Genomic DNA, 19831 nt, shown 5'->3' with positions numbered 1-19831 from the left:
GAAAGAACAAACACTGCCATGACCATGAGCACCGAGCAGGCCAACTGGTTCTGCGATACCTTCGCCAAATTGGTGTCCAATGTCGGACTGTCCGTGCTGGGCAAGGACCAGGCCATCAAGCTGGTGCTAACTGCCATGCTCACCGAAGGGCACGTGCTGCTCGAAGACGCACCGGGCACCGGCAAGACCATGCTGGCCCGCTCGCTGGCCGCCACGGTGCGGGGCAGCAACTCGCGCATCCAATTCACCCCGGACCTGTTGCCCTCGGACGTCACCGGCATCACCATCTACGACCAGCGCAGCGGGCAGTTCGACTTCCACCATGGACCGATCTTCGCCAACCTCGTGCTGGCCGATGAGATCAACCGCGCGTCTCCAAAGACCCAGTCGGCGTTGCTGGAAGTCATGGAAGAAGGGCGGGTCACCGTCGATGGCACCACCTACCCGCAGGCTCGCCCGTTCATGGTGATTGCCACCCAGAACCCGATCGAGCAGGCCGGTACCTACCGGCTGCCCGAAGCCCAGCTGGACCGTTTCCTGATCAAGACCTCCATCGGGTATCCGGACCGGGAAGCCACCGTGGCGCTGCTTTCGGGCAGCACCCAGCGTGACCGCTCGACCGCGCTGAGCGCCATCATCACTACCGAAGCAGTGGTGGAAATGGCCGAGCTGGCAACCACCGTGCATGTGGACACCGCCGTGCTGGAGTACGTCGCGGCGCTGTGCGAAGCGACCCGCGAAGTTCCGGAAACCCGTTTGGGAGTTTCGGTCCGCGGAGCCCTGGCGATGGTGCGCGCGGCCAAGGTGTGGGCTGCCAGCCAGGGACGGAACTACGTGCTGCCGGATGACATCAAGGAATTGGCGCCCTATATCTTCACCCATCGCCTGGTGCTGGACCCGGAAGCGGAATTCACCGGCACCACCTCCGCCCAGGTCATCACCTCGGTGCTGCGCAAGGTCCCGGCCCCAACCCGCCGTGGCAATGAAGACTCCGCTCCGGCCGCCGGCAAGGACCAGGACGAGCATTAATGAGCAGACGAGCTAAGCGTTCTGCACGGAGCACCAGGCTGAATCGCAGGGCCGAAATGTCGCTGACCATGGCCAGCGAAGCAATGCAGGTGCTGCGCGAATACCTGCGCCCTGCAACAGCGCGGGTCAAGGAATTCAGCACCCGTTTCCTCGCACCGGTCACCACGGTCATTTCGCCGCTGGGCTTCGTGCTGCTGGGTACAGCGATTCTCCTGTGGATCCTGGGCGCCAGTTTCGGCTGGCAGGAGGCCCTGCTCGGCGCCTTCATGGCCACCTTGCTGCTGCTGGCTTCCGTGGGATTCATCCTGGGCCGCAATGATTTCAGCGTGGACCTGGACCTGCACCGCACCCGTGTCGCTGTGGGGGACCGCGCCGTTGGCGCCCTGCAGGTGGCCAACCAGGCCTCGCGCAGCGCAGCGCCGGTGATGATGGAACTTCCGGTAGGCCATGGTGCCGCCCAGTTCCGGATCCCGCGCCTGGAGCCGCAAGGAACGCACGAAGACCTGTTCACCATCCCGACCCAGCGCCGCCAGGTGCTGGAGGTGGGGCCGGTCCGCTCGGTCCGCCAGGACCCCTTCGCCATTCTGCGCCGGCAGGTGAAATGGACCGACCGCTACGAGCTGTTCATCCATCCGCGCACCACCGCGCTCGATGGCTCCTCTGCTGGTTTCATCCGCGACCTCGAAGGCATGCCCACTTCGGATCTCTCGAACTCCGATGTGTCCTTCCACGCCCTGCGCGAATACCAGGCAGGAGACGACCGCCGCCATATCCACTGGAAGTCAACGGCGCGTACCGGTGAATTGATGGTCCGCCAGTTCGAAGAGACCCGGCGTTCGCACCTGGCACTGAGCCTGAGCACCAATCTGGACGAGTACTGCGAGGCGCACGCAGAGGAAGATTTCGAACTGGCTATTTCGGTCGCTGCCTCCATCGGGCAGCAGGCAGTGGCGGAACAGCGCAAGCTGGCCATCGTGACCCAGCAAGGTCCGGTGCGCACCGACAGCGGCCGCATGATGATGGACTCGCTGACCCGCATCGAAGCAGCCGCTGGCCAGCGCGAGAACCTGGTGCAGGTGGTTCGCCACACCGCCGATATCGTGCCCGGAGCGTCGGTGCTTTTCTTCCTCACCGGCACCAGGACCAGTGCAAAGTCGCTGCGCGAAGCCTGGATGCATGTGCCTGCCGGAGTGCGCGCCATCGCTATCAGGTGCGAGACCGGCATGGAGCCGACGCGCTCGAACATTGGCGAGCTGACGGTACTGAGCCTGGGCAAACTGGAAGAACTCGGCTTGATGCTGCGAAAGGCCGTGGCATGAAACAGACTTTGCCCCTCTGGCGCTTCGGCGTTGACGCGGCCTGCCTGGGATTGGCCCTGGTCCTTGGTGCCCTGGGTCTCCTGGACGCCTACGGCGCGAGCTTGAACTTCATCCTGGCTGCCGTGGGCGGAATTGTTGCCGGTCTTGCTTTGGCCTGGGCCAATGTGCACTTCAAGCTGGGCACGTGGCGGACCATGGCCCTGTTCGCACTGCTGTACCTCGTACTGGGCACGCCGTTGGCGACTCCACGCGAGGCTGCCTTCGGAATCTTGCCCACCGGGCAATCCCTGCGCACCTTGCTGACCGGCCTGGTCTTCAGCTGGAAAGACATGCTCACCGTGGCGCCACCGGTAGGCTCCTACGGCGGCGTACTGATCGTGGCCTTCCTTTCCGCGCTGCTCACCGCGCTGCTGGCCGGCTTGGCGGCCTGGCATTTGCGCTCGCCGTATTGGACTTTGCTGCCGCTGCTGGCGATGTTCGTGCTGGGTATTGTTTTCGGCACCCGCGACGTGCCGATGCCGATCGCCCGTGGCGTCGCCTTGATTGCGGTATTGGTCGGTTGGCTTGCCTGGCGGCGCTTCATGGACACGCGCATTTCCGGCGGATTCAGCTCGGTGAACCACGAGCAGCTTGATTCCCATGGCGGCCAGCAGATGTTGCTGCGCCGCATCATCGCCGGAGCCCTGGTGCTGGCCGGAGCCGGCGTAGCGACCGCCGCGGCCACTCCGCTGCTGGCCCCCGAAACCCCGCGCCAGGTGTTGCGCGATGCGTTGGAACCACCGGTGGATCTCTACGATTATCCAAGCCCGCTGACGAGTTTCCGCAAGTATGTGAAGACAATGGCTGACGACACCCTGCTGACCGTCAAGGGCTTGCCAAAGGACGAGCGCATCCGCTTGGCCGCATTGGATTCCTACAACGGCATGGTCATCAACGTGGATCCTTCCGCTGGTGGCAGTTTTGCCCCCGTGGGTGATGCCAGCGATATTCGTTCTGCCCAGACGCTGGAAGGCCGCGAAGCGGCTGAACTTGAAATCTCGATCCAGGACTATGAAGGGGTGTGGGTTCCTTCCGGAGGCAAGCTCATGGGCTTGGATCTGGCCGGCGGTCGTGAAGATGAACTGGCCCGTTCCCTGTTCTACAGCGATACCTCTGAAAGCGCGCTGAGCTCCATTGGCCTGGAGAAGGGCGATGCCTACACGGCTAAGGTGCTCTTCCCCGCCAAGCCGAGCGATGACCAGCTCAATGAACTGGATTTGGCGCAGTTCCGCATGCCAGAGCTGGCCAATGTGCCAGCCACGGCGGGAGCCAAGGCCGCCGAATTCACCGGTACGGCACGCGGCGACCTGCAGCGCGTGCGGAGCATTGAAGCCATGCTTTCCGGAACCGGATTCTTCTCCAACGGCACCGAGAGCCAGGTTCCCTCGCTCTCCGGGCACGGAGCGGGACGTATCACCAGCCTGCTCGATGCCGAGCAGATGATCGGCGATGACGAGCAGTATGCTGTCGCGATGGCGCTGATGGCCCGCGAGCAAGGGATCCCTGCGCGCGTAGTCATGGGTTTCTACCCGGAGGAATACGCGCCGGGGAAAGCCGTTGAAATCAAGGGGTCCGATGTTCATGCCTGGGTGGAGATCGCTTTCGAGGAAATAGGCTGGGTTGCTTTCAACCCGACGCCGAATGAAGACGAGCAGCCCACTCCTCCGGAACAGGAACCCAAGGCTGTGCCGCAGCCGCAGGTGCTGCAACCGCCACCACCGGCGCAGGAAGAAGCGGATTTGCCTCCGCAAACTGCACCGGAGCCGCAGGAAGTCGAAGAGGAACCGAAAACCTTCTGGGAACGCTGGGGCCAGGTCATCATTGTCGCCGGCATTTCGCTGGGTTCGGTGCTGCTTGTGCTCTCGCCGCTGCTGCTGGTTGCCTTGCTGAAGCTGCGCCGCAGGCAGAAGCGTTCTCAAACCGGCAGCGCCGGTGACCGCGTGAGCGGTGGCTGGCAGGAATTGCTCAGCCATGCCACTGACCACCGAATCGCGACTGCCAGCGGTGCGACCCGGCGGGAAAGTGCCGGCGTGCTGGCCGACGGTTTCCCGGCGCTGTCCAGCCCGGTGCAGTCGCTGGCGCAGCGTGCGGATGCGGCGAACTTCGCGCTTGAAGAACCGACCGAAGAGCAAGTGCGGAAGTACTGGGAGGATGTCATTGCGCAGACCCAGAAGATGCAGGAGCCGCTGGGCTTCTTCGGCAAGATGCGGGTGAAATACTCTCCACGCTCTCTGATACACGAGTTGGCGGCTAAAACGGTCACCAGGGCACGAACATTGCAACGGAAAAACAGGAGCAAGCCATGGCGGTAAAAATGGACCTGGTAGATGCCCGAACTGCGCAGCGGCTGCTTTCGTGGCTCGTCGACTTCCTGCCAGTACTGGTCCTCTCGGCTATTTTCCTGCCGATGATCGGATCCAGGATGGTGAACTCGCTGGATGCGCCGCAGATCATGGGCGAGATCGCCGGAACGTACATCCTGTACGGCGTCCTGGCTCTGGCCTACACGGTGTTCTTGTGGTGGTGGGAAGCTGCTGCAGGCAAGAGTCTTGGCAATGTGCTCCTCGGGTTACGCACCGCTACTGTGTCAGGCGAGCGCCCGGGCTGGGGCAAGACCATTATTCGCCGTTTGCTGATAGCCGTCGCGGGTATCGTTCCGATCCTGGGACCGGTGCTTATGGTGATCTCCAACCAATTCGACGCGAACGGCAAGAAGCAGGGATGGCACGATAAGGCGGCCGGGACGCTGGTACTGGATATCAAGGCTGGACGGGATCCGCTGACTACCGGTGGTACCGGGGGACCGGGGTCTTTCGCGCCTGAGCCGCAGTATGCTCCGGGCCGTCGCTTCGTGGGCGAACCAGAAGAAGAGCCCGGCAAGTCCTCGGGAGTCATCGATTCGGTGCCAGGCGCCGTGCGCGCCACTGCGCCTGAGGCGCTCAAAGCGTCTCGTCCCCGTCCTGCCTCGCAGCCTAAGCCGGAGGCGAAGATCGTTGAAGTCGCTTCGTCCAAGTCCGGTGGTGACCCGGATGCAGATCTCGGTCACACGCAGATTCGTTCGCAATCGCCTGATGCCTTGCATCTGCTCTTTGACGATAGCCGGTGCCTTGACCTTGCTGGCAGCATCTTGATCGGACGCAACCCTTCCTACGCAGAGGGCGATGCAGGTGTTCACCTGGCCGTGGTGGATGATCCGGAACGCACCGTCTCCAAAACGCATCTGCTGATCGAGCCGGGAGTAGGCAGTGTCTGGGTTACGGACCGGGATTCGGGCAACGGCTCATCCATTGTCGATGAAGACGGAAACGTGCGCGAACTTGTCCCGGGCAAGCCGGAACAGGCAATGATTGGCCATACGGTGTACTTCGGTGACCGCTACTTCCAGGTGGAACGTCCATGACAGATACTAGCCCGGCAGCCAGCCTCAGATTCAGCCACGGCCAGGCAACTGACCGTGGACTGCGCCGCGCCCTGAACGAGGACAGCTTGCTGGCCTCGGAACGGTTGCTGGCCATTGCCGATGGCATGGGCGGGCATGAGGCCGGTGAAATAGCTAGCGCCCTGTGCCTCAAGATCCTGAGTGCAGGATTCCAAGACGCCGGCACCAATCTCGATCCGGAAACCCTGGACGCGCTGCTGCTTGAAGCTGACCGCAGCATTGTGGAGGCAGGCTCCGGCCGAGCCGGAACCACACTCACCGGGGCCGTGCTGATTGATGCAAGGACCTCCAGCGGGCAGGAAGAACAACCCGAACTGCTGGTCTTCAACGTGGGCGACTCGCGCACCTACCTGTGGGCCCAAGGATTGCTGCAACAGGTCAGCATCGATCACTCCGAAGTGCAGGAGCTGATGGATATCGGCCAGCTGGACGCCGCGCAAGCGGCCACCCATCCGCGCCGGCACGTCATCACCCGCGCATTGGGGATCAACGCCAACAGCCAACCCGATTACTGGCTGGTGCCACTAGCAGGGCACGAACGCATTCTGGTCTGCTCAGATGGGCTGAGCAGCGAAGTCGGCGACGCCGCAATCCAGGAGATCCTCTCGCGTTTCCCGGATCCGCAGCAGGCGTCCGAGGAACTGGTCCAAGCGGCCATCGACGCCGGAGGACGCGATAATATCAGCGTGATCGTCGCCGACGTGCAGTATGGGCACCCCGATGATGTTGGCATTACAATCCCACGCATATCGACCACGAGCCACCAAGAGGAGAAATCATGAACGGCCTGAGTTACATTCCCGGAGACTGGTACGCCCTGGTGAATAACCAGCACATCGTCCTGCTTCCTGCCAGCGCCAGCGCCGAACAGGTCAACGTTTTGTGGTCCAACCTCGTTGGGAAGACGACGGTGGAAGCACTGCTCTCAGAGCTGTTGCCGCTTTACCAGATGAACATTGCCGAGCTGCCGAACTTCGCTTTGGTTTCCCGGGACAGGGCACCGCATCTGGTCTTGCGGGGAGCCCCAGAATTTACCGCACGGACAGCTGCCGGTGACGAGCTGGTCAGCGGTGCCGGCATTGCGACCTGGACCGAACGCAAACTTGGCGAGTCGAAGTCATGGACTTTGAGCACCGGTTCGGCGAATCCTGAAGCTGCGTTCGCGCTGCCAATTAGCGAAGGCATTGTTCGAGTATCAAGCCTTGAGTGGGGCACCGAAGGGGACGCCGCTGCTGGTGCGCCCGCCGGTGCCGCATCCAAATCACCTGCCACCCCTTCTGCTCCGGCCAAAGCAGCTCCAAGCGTGATGGCGCCTGCCGCCGCTGCGGCCAAGCCTGCTGCGGCTCCGGCAAAGGCGCCAGCGCCAACTGCGGCTAAGCCTGCTGCTGCGCCCGCGCAGGCAAAAGCCCCCGCAGCAACGGCGGCTAAGCCTGCGGCGGCCCCCGCTGTTGCCAAGCCGGCGGCTGCTCCGGCAAAAGCTCCAGCGGCAGCGAAAGAGCCAGCGCCAGCTGCGGCTAAGCCTGCGGCGGCCCCCGCTGTTGCCAAGCCGGCGGCTGCTCCGGCAAAAGCTCCAGCGGCAGCGAAAGAACCAGTGCCAGCTGCGGCTAAGCCTGCGGCGGCGCCCGCGCAGGCAAAGACCCCCGCAGCAACCGCGGCCCAGCCTGCTGCTGCGCCCGCGCCGGCAAAGGCCCCAGCGGCAGCGAAAGAACCAGCGCCAACTGCCGCCAAGCCGGCATCCGACCCGGGCGCCGCCGCGCCGTCCAAAGAAGCAGGAGATCCCAAGGGCCCCGCAGCTGTGCTGGCACGAGCAGCCAAGGCAGCCGACGCGGCCAAGGTATCTGCACAGGGTGCCGGGGATGAGCAGACAGATGGCACGGCAACGAGTTATGCGCTGCCGCCGACCGAAGTCTCGGAAGAAACTCAGGATCCAGCACAATACGAGCAGGAAGCCTACTCGGAGGAACTATCGCTGGGCGGACAGCTGCTGGGCGCCAGAGGTGCAGCAGAGACCGTCTACGATACCGGCCAGGGCGATGATCTGGACACGATTATCAAACCGCGCCCGGGAAGTCCTGCCTCTTCGGCGCGGCCGGTTGAACCAGCCGACGACGAGCACACGATCATCCGCGGCTCCAGTGTTCCGAAATCCAGCGCCGCTTCAGGTTTGGACGCCAAGGACGGCACCGAAAATTCGGTGTCGCTGAATGAATTCATCTTGGCCCGCTCTTGCTCCAAGCGGCATCCCAACCCTCCAACTGCCTCGACCTGCCGGGAATGCGGCGAGCGCCTCACCGGCCAAGCGCAGCAAGTTCGCAAACCGGCCATGGGGCGCATGATTGTCAGCGATCACAGTGGCGCCCGCGAATACGCCCATGAACTGAACCGCTCGGTGATCCTGGGGCGCCAGCCAAGCGCAGCAGCCATCAAATCCGACACCGAACCCCGCCTGCTGAAGGTGGAAAGCCCAAGCGGTGATATCTCCCGTTCGCACCTGCATGTGCGAGTGGAAGGATGGCATGTGCAGCTGGTTGACCTGGGTGCGACTAATGGCACCGTGCTCCTGCGCGAAGGGCAGCGGCCACGGCGCCTGTCCCGGCACCAGGAGATCATGCTGATCAACGGCGATGTTGCTGATCTGGGCGATGGCGTGAGCATACGCTTCGAGGATCTGGCGTGAGCCTGCGGCGCGCGCCAGCTCCGGCACCGCAGATCCCGGGATTCACCTACGTCAAGCCGCTGGGCACGGGCGGATTTTCCGATGTCTACCTGTACGAGCAGCACCGGCCCAACCGCAAGGTGGCGGTGAAGGTGCTGCTGGCGGATGTCAGCGATGAGGAAGCCCGCCAGCGATTCGAGGCGGAAGCCAACTTGATGGCCCAGCTGTCCACCCATCCGTATATTGTCACGATCTACCAAGCGGAGATCACCGAAGACGGACGTTCCTATTTGGCCATGGAGTATTGTTCCCGGCCTTCTTTGGACGTCCGATACCGTCGTGGCGTCCTGAGCATTGATGAAACGCTGTCCCTGGCGATCCAGTTGTGTTCAGCGGTGCATACTGCGCATCTTGCTGGCATTGTGCATCGCGATATCAAGCCGGGAAACGTGCTGACCACCGACTACAACAGGCCGGCGCTGACCGACTTCGGCATCTCGGGAACTATCGGTTCACACACCGCTGGGCTTTCGGTGCCATGGTCCGCACCGGAAGCCTTCGGCGATGGCATGCCTCCGGGTGTGCGCATGGATGTGTACTCGCTCGGTGCCACGATCTATACGATCTTGGCCGGGCATTCGCCATTCGTCCGTCCTGGACAGGATAATTCGCAGGCAGTACTCATTGAGCGGATTTGCAATACGCCGTTGGTGCCGTTGGAACGGCTTGATGTTCCTGAATCATTGAGCCAGGCGCTGGCGGTAGCCATGGCGAAGAACCCGGCGTCGCGATTCGGCTCGGCTGCCGAACTGGCCCGCTCGATGCAACGAATCCAGATCGAGCTGGGCTTCTCGGTCACGCCCTTTGAAGTACTTGAAGAACCTGCAGAAGCGGTTGACGAAGATCACGGCGAGAGCACTCGCGTTCGCAATGTTACTTCGATTAGCGATGCGCAGCGTCCGCTGCCTACCCCACCGATGATTTCCTCCGTTCCCGGGCAACGGCTGCGGCAGGCAGGACCGTCAGTTCCAATACCGCGGCTGGAAATGCCGAAGGATTCCATTTCGGCTCCGGGCCAGCAGAGCGCAGCTCCAGGCGAATCAGGAACGCCGGTGGACGCGCCGGCAGAACCGAAGCCGCGCCAGGGACTGCCGAAGGTCTTCATCGCAGTGGGCCTTGTGCTATTTCTCCTGGTTGGCGGCGCTGTCATTGCCAACATGTACTTGCCCGACCAAAATGCTGCACAGCGTTCTGGCCCGCCTATTACAGCGACGGACGGGCCCAAGGATGCATTGGTTGGCGGCACTGTGCCGAAGGTGGATAATTTTGCGTACTCCACGGTCGGAGAAACTGTAACTTTCCGTTGGTCCAACCCAGAACCGAATAAGGCAGACCATTACCGGTGGGCTCCAATTACCGCCACGGAAACGGGAGAATACAAGCAGACGATGTCCCCAAGCGCCACTACCGAGATCGGGAAAGGCGGACAAACCTGTATCGAGGTCAAGCTCGTGCGCGATGATGGACGTATCTCGGATGGAGCACGGTTCTGCACCGCCGCAGGTTCAGGAAAGTAGGCAAGAGAGATGAGTGAAGTAACTATCGAGTACTGCGGACAGTATTATCCTGTCCAAGACGCCAAGCCCTTCACCATCGGCCGAGAAGGCGATCTGGCCATCGACGACAATCCCTACTTGCACCGGCACTTCTTGACGATTACCAAGCAAAGCGGGCTGTGGTGGCTTAATAACGTCGGTAGCCGGCTGACCGCGACGATTGCTGACCGTACCGGCGGACTGCAGGCCTGGCTCTCGCCGGAATCGAGCCTGCCCCTGGTGCTGAACCGGGTGGGCGTGGTTTTCACCGCCGGTCCCACCACCTACGAGCTATCGATTCATGTTGCGCAGCCGGCATTCCGGCAGGCCTACATGGACTACGACGCTTCGGGCGAGACTACCATTGGCCCGGTGCTGCTGACCAGTGCCCAGCGGGCCTTGGTCGTTGTCCTGGCTGAGCCGATGCTGCGCCGTGAAGGCACTGGCTTGAGTTCAATTCCCACGAGTGCCGCTGCCGCCGCCCGGCTGGGGTGGGGAATTACGAAGTTCAATCGCAAACTCGATAACGTCTGCGACAAATTGGACAAGGCCGGCGTGGCCGGGCTGCGCGGGGGGCCTGGAAAATTGGCCACCAACCGCAGGGCGCGACTGGTGGAACATGCTGTGAGTTCGCATCTGGTGACTCGTGCAGACCTAGCCATCTTGGACTTCGAAGTTCCCGACGAAGACTAGGTTGCCAGCGGCGCTGCACAGAGCAATGGCCCGGAAAATTCCGCTAGGGAACGTTCCGGGCCATCGCTTTCAGCAGGCCTTAGCGCCGGCCAATAGTCCAGCCCAAACGCGGGGCCAGCGCCCGGCGCCTGCGGATCCGGGCTACACGCTTTTTGGGCTCTGCGGCTTCTGGTGCAGGAGCCGGAGTATTGCCCATGGCAGCGAGCAGCGCGGTAACTACCGCCACTTCCTCGTCACTGGGGTTTCCCTTGGTGACGCGGATCTGCGGGGCAACAGGCAACGCAGCGTTCTGTTCCATGGGAGTGCTCCTTATTGGTTTTAGCTGGTACTAGGCGGGCAGGCACTGCTGCTTACAGCGGGATGTTGCCATGCTTCTTCGGAGGCAGGCTAACGTGCTTCTCGCGCAGCGCGCGCAGGCCGCGAACCAGCTGGAAGCGGGTCTCGCTCGGGGCGATGACCGCATCCACGTAACCCAGCTCCGCCGCCTGGTAGGGGTTGAGCAGTTCGGCCTCGTAGTCGTCGATAATCTGCTTGCGGCGGGCCTCGACGTCTCCGCCTTCGGCTTCCACTGCGGCCAGATCGCGGCGGTAGAGGATGTTCACTGCGCCCTGGGCACCCATCACGCCGATTTGCGCGGTAGGCCAAGCCAGGTTCAGGTCCGCGCCCAGCTTCTTCGAACCCATCACGATGTACGCTCCGCCGTAGGCCTTGCGGGTGATCACGGTCAGCTTCGGCACCGTGGCCTCGGCGTAGGCGTAGAGCAGCTTCGCACCGCGGCGGATGATGCCCTGGAATTCCTGGTCCTTGCCCGGCAGGAAGCCTGGCACGTCCACGAAGGTGAGGATCGGGATGTTGAAGGCGTCGCAGTTGCGCACGAAGCGGGCAGCTTTTTCCGAGGCGGCGATATCCAAGGTGCCAGCGAACTGCATTGGCTGGTTGGCGACGATGCCCACGGTGCGCCCTTCGATGCGGGCGTAGCCAATCATCACGTTCGGTGCGTACAGCGACTGCATTTCAAAGAAATGCTCGTCGTCGACAACCGACTCGATGACCGTGCGCATGTCATAAGGCTGGTTGGCGGAGTCCGGGATGAGCGTATCGAGCTCCAGGTCCTCGGCAGTGATATCCAGCTCTTCATCGAATTCGGCAATCAGCGGATCCGAGAGGTTGGACGACGGGAGGAAGTCCAGCAGTTCCTTGCAGAACTCCACGGCGTCTTCTTCATCGGACGCAAGATAGGTGGCGGTACCGGTATTGGCGTTGTGCTGGCGGGCGCCGCCCAGGGTTTCCATGTCGATTTCCTCGCCGGTAACCGTCTTGATGACGTCCGGACCGGTGATGAACATGTGGCTGGTCTTGTCGACCATGATCACGTAGTCGGTCAGTGCAGGGGAGTACGCTGCACCACCGGCCGATGGGCCCATGATCAGCGAGATCTGCGGGACAACGCCCGAGGCATGGACATTGTTGCGGAAGATGTCGGCGAACATGGCCAGGGAAGCGACGCCTTCTTGGATGCGGGCACCTCCGCCATCCAGGATGCCGACAACTGGGCAGCCGTTGCGCAGCGCAAATTCCTGGACCTTGACGATTTTCTCGCCATTGACCTGGGACAGGGAGCCGCCGTAGACGGTGAAGTCCTGGGAGTAGACAGCCACCAGGCGGCCATCGACGGTGCCGTAGCCGGAGACCAGGCCATCGCCTAATGGCTTCTTCTTCTCCATGCCGAAGGCGGTGGAGCGGTGGACTGCGAGGGCGTCGAACTCAACGAAGGAATCCTCGTCCATGAGCATTTCAATGCGTTCGCGGGCAGTGTGCTTGCCGCGGGAGTGCTGCTTTTCAATCGCTGCTTCGCCACTTGGCGCTTTAGAGAGCTTCTGGCGGCGGCGGAACTCAGCAAGCTTTCCGGCGGTGGTGGACAGGTCGATTGACTCGGCTGCCTCGGTTCTGCCCTGCGTCATGCCTTCGACTCCCTCGAGTTGTCTTCAATGTGTAGGAATGGCACAAGAAAAATGCCAACTAAGCCAGTCTAGCTGGGCAAACAGCTCATTTGTTTGTAGGAATCTTACAAAATGGCCCGATATCTGGTGCGTGGCACGCCAGAATAAGTTACTGAACAGTAGCTTAGTGGCGGACTATCGCGTAATCTATATCACATGACTAGTGAATCGCGCACTCTTATCGCACCTGTTCCCGGGAACCTGGAAAACCGCACCATCCTGATGAGCGGCGGTAGCCGCGGCATCGGCCTGGCTATCGCCCTGGCCGCAGCCAAGCATGGGGCCAATGTGGTCCTGCTGTCCAAGACCGATACGCCGCATCCGGCACTGGAAGGGACCATCCACACCGCCGTTGCGCAAATCGAAGAAGCAGGTGGCAAGGGCCTGGCCGTAGTTGGCGATGTCCGCGTGGACGCCGATGTGCAGCGCGCGGTGGAAGAGGCCGTGGCAAAGTTCGGCGGCATCGACATTGTGGTCAACAACGCCTCGGCCATCAACCTGGCCAAGACCGATCAGCTTGATATGAAGCGCTACGACCTGATGCAGGACATCAACGTCCGCGGCACCTTCCTGCTCTCAAAGTCCGCGCTCCCGTACCTGCGCGCCTCCGAGCATGCCCATGTACTCACCCTCTCCCCGCCATTGAACCTGGAACCGAAGTGGGCTGGACGGCATTTGGCCTACACCATGGCCAAATACGGCATGTCGCTGACCACCCTTGGCCTGGCCGAAGAGCTGAAGGACGATGGCGTCGGCGTGAACTCGCTCTGGCCCGAAACCCTGATCGATACCGCAGCCATCCGGAACCTGCCGGGCGGACAGGAAATGGTTCAGGGAGCGCGCGATGCTTCGGTCGTGGCAGATGCCGCCATGGCCATTCTTGCCAGCCCGCCAGCCGGAGTCAGCGGAAACTTCTTCACGGATGGACAGGTGCTGACGCTGGCTGGCGAGACGGACCTGGAGAAGTACACCTTGAACCCCGAAGTCCCGCTGGTTGAAGACATCTTCCTCTAGGCAGATGACGAGGCAGGACTAAGCGTAATCATCGGCCGGTGCCATAGGGTTGGAGGTATGGAAAACCCGCATGGCACCGACCGCGCAGTTCTCGATTCCCGGCTCTTCACCGAGCTCACCGCCCAACTGGGATTGGGGCTGGTTAATATCAAGCCAACCTCCGGTTCAACCAATACCGAGTTGGCGCAACTGGCTGGCAATGGCGAGGCCGGTCACCTCAGCGTGTACTTCACGGAGCACCAGCAGGCAGGCAAAGGGCGTTTGGGCCGTGAATGGGTAACTCCGGCAGGATCCTCCCTCACCGTCAGTGTCTTGGCAGTGCCCGGTCCCAGCTTCCCTGCCGAATCCCTGTCTTGGTACACCATGCTTGCGGCCCTGGCTTGGAGCCGGGCCGCCGAGAATATCGGCGGCGTCCCCTTGGGCATCAAATGGCCCAACGATTTGTTGGCCGGAGAGCAAAAAGTCTGCGGCATACTGGCGCAAATGGTTCCAACTGGCAACGGCTACGGGGTAGTGGTTGGCACCGGAATCAATGTGAACCAGAACCGGGACGAGCTTCCGGTGCCCACCGCGACGTCCCTGCGTTTGGCTGGCGCCCAGAACTTGGACCGCACCGAACTGCTGGCTGAGTACCTGAAGCAATTCGCAGCACTGGATCAGGGTTTCCGCCGGGTCGGCGGCTTTGCGCAGATGCCGTTGCCGGGAAATAATGGAAAATCTTTGCGCCAGCTCGTCAGCGACAAGCTGGCCACACTGGGACATGAAGTGCGTGTGGAATTCCCCGATGGATCCACGCTGGTTGGCAACGCGGTCGAGTTGGGCGCAGACGGCTCGTTGGTCCTGGAATATGGAACCGGGCAGCGGAAGCACGTGATGGCAGGGGACGTGCACCACGTACGGCGCGCCGACGGAAAGTATGCCTAACCAGACTTGGGTCTTGGCCCGGGACTATTATTGGAGATGATGACCGAAACACGGAGTCGAGAACAGGAGGGGCGAGGAACAACACGATGAAGTTGCCGCTGCATGAAAGGGAACGAGTGATTATCAAAACTCGTGAACATTCGCGAGTGCTGCGCCAGCCCGTGGGAGCCTTCCTCGTATTGACTGCCGTGTGCACCTTCTCGTTGGGCTATCTCTCCCGGGACGATCTCTCGGACTGGCTAGCTGGCAACGCGAATGTGTGGATGGTCGTTTCGGTGGTTCTCTGGGCCGCACTGGTGCTGATCTGGAGCGTGATTCCCTGGGCCCGGTGGCTACGCAGCCAAATCGTCTTGACCACCGAGCGGATCATGTTCCGGCCCACATACAACGATGGCAAGCTGCAATCTGTAGGATTATTTACAGTTCGCGACCTCGTCGCGCACAGCAAGGCGAAGAACACCATGACGCGTGCGGGAACCTTGGATATCGTGCTGAACCAGGGATATGTGAGACTCTCACATGTCCCCTCGGTACCGTATTTCCGTTCCCTGGCAATGGAGGCGATGGCGAACCTGCGCAGCAACCAGAATGCGGCGCACACCGAAACGACGAACAGTGAGGGCATGGGGGCATGAGCACCGAGCACACCAACACACCCCGAGCAGACTCTCCGCAGTCCGCCGCCGAGGCTGTCCGCGGCGCCCGCCAGCACCCCCCTGTGGCCACACCGGCCGAGTCGGATCCAATTTTCGAACTTGCGCAGGCCATGGAAGGCCCCTTGCGCATTCCGGCCCACACCCCCGACGCTGTCCGCGACACCGTCGCTTCGCTGGAAAGGCGGCTCATCGGCGGCCAACGCGAATTCCGTCGACGCGAGGTCGCTTCCGAGGCCGGTGTTTCCCTGCACTCCGCGCGCAAGCTCTGGCGCGCCATCGGCTTCCCTGAACTCAGCGATGATGAAGTGTTCTTCACCCAGGCCGACAAGGAAGCCCTGGGCACCATGGTGGGGATGGTCCGCGAAGGCAAGCTGACCGAAGAAACCGCCATTTCCCTGATGCGTTCGGTTGGCCAGATGACTGACCGCATGGTGGTATGGCAGATCGAAGCCCTGGTTGAGGACATGATCGCCAACCAGAACATGTCGGATCGCCAGGCGCGCCGCCAGCTTTTCGGCCTGCTGCCCGAAATCATTCCAGCGATTGAAGACCTGCTGCTCTACTCATGGCGCCGCCAGCTGAACTCTGCCGTGCACCGCATGGCATTGCGGGTGGAAACGGGAGTGGCTGCCTACAACCAAGACCGTGGCGACGAAGATGGCGGCACCCCGCTGCCGCTGGCCCGTGCGGTGGGCTTTGCCGACCTGGTCTCCTACACTTCGCTGTCGCGCCGCATGAACGAGCGCACCCTGGCCCAGCTGGTGCAGCGCTTCGAAGCCAAATGCGCCGAAGTCATTTCCGTGGGCGGTGGCCGCCTGGTCAAGACCATTGGCGATGAAGTGCTCTACGTGGCCGAAACCCCGCAGGCCGGCGCCGAGATTGCGCTGTCCCTGTCGCGCGAGCTGGCCAAGGACGAGCTCTTCCCGCAAACCCGCGGCGCGGTGGTCTGGGGCCGGCTGCTCTCACGCCTGGGCGATATCTATGGTCCTACGGTGAACATGGCGGCTCGGCTGACCTCGCTGGCGGAACCGGGCACCGTGCTGACCGACGCGATTACCGCAAACACCCTGCGCAATGACGCACGCTTTGTGCTCACCGCCCAGGAAATCACCGCGGTGCGCGGCTTTGGAGACATTCAACCCTATGAGCTCTCGGCAGGCGAGGGAGCAGGACTGGTGATCGACTAATGGCTAAAGAACCAGCACCGGTACCGTTCATCCTCGCCGCGGCAGGGCTGACGGACGTGGGCCGGAAACGAACGCAAAACCAGGACCGCATCCTGATTCACGACATCGTGTATGCGGTAGCCGACGGCATGGGCGGTCACGAAGCTGGCGAGGTGGCCAGCCAGCTTGCGGTGGAAACCATGCAGGAAATCTGCACCTTCGCCAATAAGACGTCGGTTCGGAAACTGCCATCCGTGCCGGATGTCCAGCGCCAGGTGCAGCTGGCTGATGACCGCATTCGCGAAGCGCTTGAATCACGTGGCGGCACTACCTTGTGCGCATTGGTGCAGATCAAGACCCCGGGCAAAGGCCGGGACAATGTGACCGCTCCACTGGCCGCGGTGCCGCCCTGGACCTCAAGTTTCGCGATGACGCAGAACACTGATGTCATCTCCAAGATCACTCCGCAAATGCTGGAGAACCACCGCGCCAGTTTGGCTCCAGCTACCGAGCCGATCCCGGTAGTCGCCGATGAAATCCCGAGCCTGTTGCTGGTCAACGTGGGGGACTCGCGCGGATACCGGCTGCGTGATGGCGCCCTGCAGCAGCTGACCCGTGACCACTCGGCCGTGCAGGAAATGGTGGATGCCGGGCAGATCACCGAGTTGGAAGCCCGCAATCATCCGCACCGGAATCTGATTACCCGTGCGCTTGGCGCCGGCGCCGAAAGCCAGCCGGATCTCACCGTTTTGCAGCCGCGCATCGGCGACCGCTACATGCTGTGCAGCGACGGGCTCTCGGGCGAACTGACCGAAGACATCTTGCAGACCTTGCTGGTGAACTACAAGGACCGCACCGAAGCGGCCCGGATTCTCACCGGGGCCGCACTGGAAGCTGGCGGCCGGGACAACATCGCGGTGATTGTCCTTGATGTGCTGGCAGCCGAGTCCGCGCAAATTGACGCACCCGGGAACTAGGGCTCCAAGCCAGCTAAACTGTCCGCCGGTGGGGCACAATTGAATACGTGAGTGAAAAAGACGTAACACCAGTTGAGGCCACCAACGTTCCGCCAGAAGCTGACAAGTCCCGCTATGAACAGCTGGTCGAGCAGATCCGTGCCCACCGCGAGGCGTACTACCAAAACGATGCTCCTCTGGTCTCCGACGCGCAATACGATGCGTTGTTCCATGAGCTCCAGCTGCTCGAGGCAACCTATCCCATCCTGGCTGGACAGGATTCGCCCACGCAGGAAGTCGGCGGCGAAGTTTCCGCCGCCTTCGCATCGGTCACCCACGCAAGCCGCATGTACTCGCTGGAAGACGTTTTCTCACTTGATGAACTCGAAGCGTGGCTCGAACGTGCCCAGGTCAATGCCGAACGCCTGCACCCGCAAACCCCGGTCAAGTGGCTGTGCGAAGTCAAAATCGATGGCCTGGCACTGAACCTGACCTACCGCCAGGGCAAGCTGGTGCGTGCAGCTACCCGCGGCGACGGCACCACCGGTGAAGACGTTACCCACAATGCGCTGACCATCGGCGACATCCCGCAGGAGTTGTCCGGCACCGGCTGGCCCGAAGAATTCGAAGTCCGCGGCGAAGTTTTCATTGCCACCGATGACTTCAACAAGTTCAACGAAGCGTTGATTGCCCAGGGCAAGGCGCCCCTGGCCAACCCGCGCAACGCGGCCGCCGGGTCCTTGCGCCAGAAGGACCCGGAACAGACTGCCAAGCGTCCGCTGCGCATGTTCGTGCACGGACTGGGCCGCAGCCGCGATTTCAACCTTGCTGAACAGTCCCAGGCTTACGAGCTGATGCGCAACTGGGGTCTTCCGGTTTCGCCCTACGGCCGCGTTGTCGGCAGCCGCCAGGAAGCCAAGGACTACATTGCCGAGCACGGCGAGAAGCGCCACGACTTGATCCATGACATCGATGGCATCGTCATCAAGGTCGATGACCTGGCCACCCAGGAACAGCTGGGCTACACCTCGCGTGTTCCACGCTGGGCTGTCGCCTACAAGTACCCGCCAGAAGAAGTGCACACCAAGCTGCTGGACATCCAGGTCCAGGTGGGGCGCACCGGCCGCGTGACGCCTTTCGGCGTGATGGAACCGGTCCTCGTCGCTGGCTCCACCGTTGCCCGCGCGACCCTGCACAACCAGGAAGTCGTCAAGGCGAAGAACGTCAAGATTGGCGACACCATTATCCTGCGCAAGGCGGGAGACGTCATTCCTGAAATTGTTGGCCCGGTGCTGCCACTGCGTGAGGGCAACGATGACCTGCGTGATTTCGTCATGCCTGTCGAATGCCCATCCTGCGGGCAGCCACTGGCGCCGGCCAAGGAAGGCGATGTGGACATTCGTTGCCTCAACGCTGAATCCTGCCCGGCCCAGCTCACCGAACGCGTGGCCTACCTCGGCGGACGCAGCGCCCTTGATATCGAGGCGCTGGGCTACGAAGCAGCAGCGGCCCTGACCAGCGGTCCGGGCGAGGACCCTGCCACCCAGGGCGGCATCATTCTGCCTGCTGGCTCCGGCCCGCTGAAGAATGAAGCCGAACTGTTCAACCTCAAGGACATGCTCGACGAGCTTGGCGAGGTGAAGGTATGGCGGGAAAAGCGTTCCAAGGGGGAAGGCACCGGCATTTTCGAGCTCGTCCCGTACTTCTACTCCAAGGCCACCGCCAAGAAGCCGTCAGAACCAACCAAGAGCACCATGAAGCTGCTCGATGAGCTGGAAAAGGCCAAGGGCAACCCGCTGTGGCGCGTGCTGGTGGCACTGTCCATCCGCCACGTTGGCCCGAACGCTTCGCGGGCCATTGCCACCCGCTACGGCTCCATGGATGCCCTGCTCGAGGTCCTTGACTCGGGCAACGCCGAGGCTGAACTGAGCGAAATCGATTCCGTCGGATCAATCATTGCCGACGCGCTGGTGGACTGGTTCAAGGTGGATTGGCACCGTGAAATTGTCTCCTCCTGGCAGGCCGCTGGGGTGAAGATGGAAGACGAGCAAGATGCGAACATCACCAAGAACCTCGAAGGCTTGGCCATTGTGGTGACCGGTACCTTGGAACACTATTCCCGCGATACCGCCAAGGAAGCGATCATTGTCCGTGGCGGCAAGGCCACCGGCAGCGTTTCGAAGAAGACGGACTTCCTGGTGGCCGGCGAAGCCGCAGGGTCAAAGCTGGACAAAGCCCAGTCCCTGGGTGTTCCGGTACTGGACGAAACCGGATTCGGCGTCCTGCTTGAACAGGGCCCAGACGCAGCGCGCGAGGTAGCCCTCGCCGCACTAACGGAAGGCTAG

16 protein-coding genes are annotated in these 19831 nt (G+C 62.2%); 14 read left to right on the top strand and 2 right to left on the bottom strand.

Going from position 1 to position 19831, the window contains the following annotated elements:
• The first annotated feature begins 18 nt into the window (after window positions 1-18).
• The 8 genes from EDF61_RS01530 to EDF61_RS01495 are packed head-to-tail and all read left to right on the top strand — an operon-like array spanning window position 19 to window position 10770.
• Window positions 19-1029, top strand: coding sequence for an AAA family ATPase (locus EDF61_RS01530; protein WP_105661752.1), 1011 nt, complete (start codon window positions 19-21; stop codon window positions 1027-1029).
• Window positions 1029-2348, top strand: a complete 1320-nt coding sequence (locus tag EDF61_RS01525; RefSeq protein WP_105661753.1) for a DUF58 domain-containing protein — start codon at window positions 1029-1031, stop codon at window positions 2346-2348. Before EDF61_RS01530 ends, EDF61_RS01525 begins: the two co-directional genes overlap by 1 nt.
• Entirely contained in the window at window positions 2345-4699 is a 2355-nt protein-coding gene (locus EDF61_RS01520; protein WP_133833035.1) for a DUF4129 domain-containing transglutaminase family protein, read from the top strand. Before EDF61_RS01525 ends, EDF61_RS01520 begins: the two co-directional genes overlap by 4 nt.
• Window positions 4690-5787: an RDD family protein gene (locus EDF61_RS01515; RefSeq protein ID WP_133833034.1), complete on the top strand. Its 1098-nt coding sequence runs from the start codon at window positions 4690-4692 to the stop codon at window positions 5785-5787. Before EDF61_RS01520 ends, EDF61_RS01515 begins: the two co-directional genes overlap by 10 nt.
• Entirely contained in the window at window positions 5784-6608 is an 825-nt protein-coding gene (locus tag EDF61_RS01510; protein WP_133833033.1) for a PP2C family protein-serine/threonine phosphatase, read from the top strand. Before EDF61_RS01515 ends, EDF61_RS01510 begins: the two co-directional genes overlap by 4 nt.
• Window positions 6605-8503, top strand: a complete 1899-nt coding sequence (locus EDF61_RS01505) for an FHA domain-containing protein (RefSeq protein ID WP_133833032.1) — start codon at window positions 6605-6607, stop codon at window positions 8501-8503. Before EDF61_RS01510 ends, EDF61_RS01505 begins: the two co-directional genes overlap by 4 nt.
• A complete protein-coding gene (locus EDF61_RS01500) occupies window positions 8500-10059 on the top strand; it encodes a serine/threonine-protein kinase (protein WP_133833031.1) in 1560 nt (519 codons plus the stop codon). The genes EDF61_RS01505 and EDF61_RS01500 overlap by 4 nt, the downstream gene beginning before the upstream one ends.
• Window positions 10060-10068: 9 nt before the next feature.
• Window positions 10069-10770: a hypothetical protein gene (locus EDF61_RS01495; protein WP_133833030.1), complete on the top strand. Its 702-nt coding sequence runs from the start codon at window positions 10069-10071 to the stop codon at window positions 10768-10770.
• Between the two features lie 79 nt (window positions 10771-10849).
• Here EDF61_RS01495 and EDF61_RS01490 read toward each other — a convergent pair whose 3' ends face one another.
• Window positions 10850-11068, bottom strand: coding sequence for an acyl-CoA carboxylase subunit epsilon (locus tag EDF61_RS01490; RefSeq protein ID WP_105657136.1), 219 nt, complete (start codon window positions 11066-11068; stop codon window positions 10850-10852).
• Between the two features lie 52 nt (window positions 11069-11120).
• The gene (locus tag EDF61_RS01485) at window positions 11121-12731 is read right to left on the bottom strand and encodes an acyl-CoA carboxylase subunit beta (protein WP_105657137.1); all 1611 of its coding nucleotides are present in this window, start codon (window positions 12729-12731) and stop codon (window positions 11121-11123) included.
• A gap of 195 nt (window positions 12732-12926) precedes the next feature.
• Here EDF61_RS01485 and EDF61_RS01480 point away from each other — a divergent pair, with 195 nt between their 5' ends.
• The 6 genes from EDF61_RS01480 (at window position 12927) to ligA (ending at window position 19831) form a co-directional block, all read left to right on the top strand.
• Window positions 12927-13784 (top strand): SDR family oxidoreductase, encoded by an 858-nt coding sequence (locus EDF61_RS01480; RefSeq protein ID WP_133833029.1) that lies wholly within the window; start codon window positions 12927-12929, stop codon window positions 13782-13784.
• 57 nt (window positions 13785-13841) lie between these two features.
• Window positions 13842-14708, top strand: a complete 867-nt coding sequence (locus tag EDF61_RS01475) for a biotin--[acetyl-CoA-carboxylase] ligase (RefSeq protein ID WP_133833028.1) — start codon at window positions 13842-13844, stop codon at window positions 14706-14708.
• Between the two features lie 86 nt (window positions 14709-14794).
• On the top strand, window positions 14795-15343 hold the full coding sequence (locus EDF61_RS01470; RefSeq protein WP_133833027.1) for a hypothetical protein: 549 nt from the start codon (window positions 14795-14797) through the stop codon (window positions 15341-15343).
• Complete coding sequence (locus tag EDF61_RS01465) at window positions 15340-16551, top strand: adenylate/guanylate cyclase domain-containing protein (protein ID WP_105657141.1); 1212 nt, start codon at window positions 15340-15342, stop codon at window positions 16549-16551. The genes EDF61_RS01470 and EDF61_RS01465 overlap by 4 nt, the downstream gene beginning before the upstream one ends.
• Window positions 16551-17507 (top strand): PP2C family protein-serine/threonine phosphatase, encoded by a 957-nt coding sequence (locus EDF61_RS01460; protein ID WP_133833026.1) that lies wholly within the window; start codon window positions 16551-16553, stop codon window positions 17505-17507. Before EDF61_RS01465 ends, EDF61_RS01460 begins: the two co-directional genes overlap by 1 nt.
• A gap of 47 nt (window positions 17508-17554) precedes the next feature.
• Window positions 17555-19831 (top strand): NAD-dependent DNA ligase LigA, encoded by a 2277-nt coding sequence (gene ligA / locus EDF61_RS01455; RefSeq protein ID WP_286172049.1) that lies wholly within the window; start codon window positions 17555-17557, stop codon window positions 19829-19831.

Origin of the sequence: Arthrobacter sp. JUb115, assembly GCF_004365035.1 — a bacterium.
Classification (GTDB): Bacteria; Actinomycetota; Actinomycetes; order Actinomycetales; family Micrococcaceae; genus Glutamicibacter.
This window is presented reverse-complemented; position numbering and strand designations above follow the sequence as displayed.

Excerpts from the sequence above, each read along its gene's own strand:
- EDF61_RS01480 (WP_133833029.1), top strand. The coding sequence starts at position 12,927 with ATGACTAGTGAATCGCGCACTCTTATCGCACCTGTTCCCGGGAACCTG.
- EDF61_RS01460 (WP_133833026.1), top strand. The coding sequence starts at position 16,551 with ATGGCTAAAGAACCAGCACCGGTACCGTTCATCCTCGCCGCGGCAGGG.
- EDF61_RS01510 (WP_133833033.1), top strand. The coding sequence starts at position 5,784 with ATGACAGATACTAGCCCGGCAGCCAGCCTCAGATTCAGCCACGGCCAG.
- EDF61_RS01490 (WP_105657136.1), bottom strand. The coding sequence starts at position 11,068 with ATGGAACAGAACGCTGCGTTGCCTGTTGCCCCGCAGATCCGCGTCACC.
- EDF61_RS01470 (WP_133833027.1), top strand. The coding sequence starts at position 14,795 with ATGAAGTTGCCGCTGCATGAAAGGGAACGAGTGATTATCAAAACTCGT.
- EDF61_RS01515 (WP_133833034.1), top strand. The coding sequence starts at position 4,690 with ATGGCGGTAAAAATGGACCTGGTAGATGCCCGAACTGCGCAGCGGCTG.
- EDF61_RS01520 (WP_133833035.1), top strand. The coding sequence starts at position 2,345 with ATGAAACAGACTTTGCCCCTCTGGCGCTTCGGCGTTGACGCGGCCTGC.
- EDF61_RS01505 (WP_133833032.1), top strand. The coding sequence starts at position 6,605 with ATGAACGGCCTGAGTTACATTCCCGGAGACTGGTACGCCCTGGTGAAT.
- EDF61_RS01485 (WP_105657137.1), bottom strand. The coding sequence starts at position 12,731 with ATGACGCAGGGCAGAACCGAGGCAGCCGAGTCAATCGACCTGTCCACC.
- EDF61_RS01465 (WP_105657141.1), top strand. The coding sequence starts at position 15,340 with ATGAGCACCGAGCACACCAACACACCCCGAGCAGACTCTCCGCAGTCC.
- EDF61_RS01495 (WP_133833030.1), top strand. The coding sequence starts at position 10,069 with ATGAGTGAAGTAACTATCGAGTACTGCGGACAGTATTATCCTGTCCAA.
- EDF61_RS01525 (WP_105661753.1), top strand. The coding sequence starts at position 1,029 with ATGAGCAGACGAGCTAAGCGTTCTGCACGGAGCACCAGGCTGAATCGC.
- EDF61_RS01475 (WP_133833028.1), top strand. The coding sequence starts at position 13,842 with ATGGAAAACCCGCATGGCACCGACCGCGCAGTTCTCGATTCCCGGCTC.
- EDF61_RS01530 (WP_105661752.1), top strand. The coding sequence starts at position 19 with ATGACCATGAGCACCGAGCAGGCCAACTGGTTCTGCGATACCTTCGCC.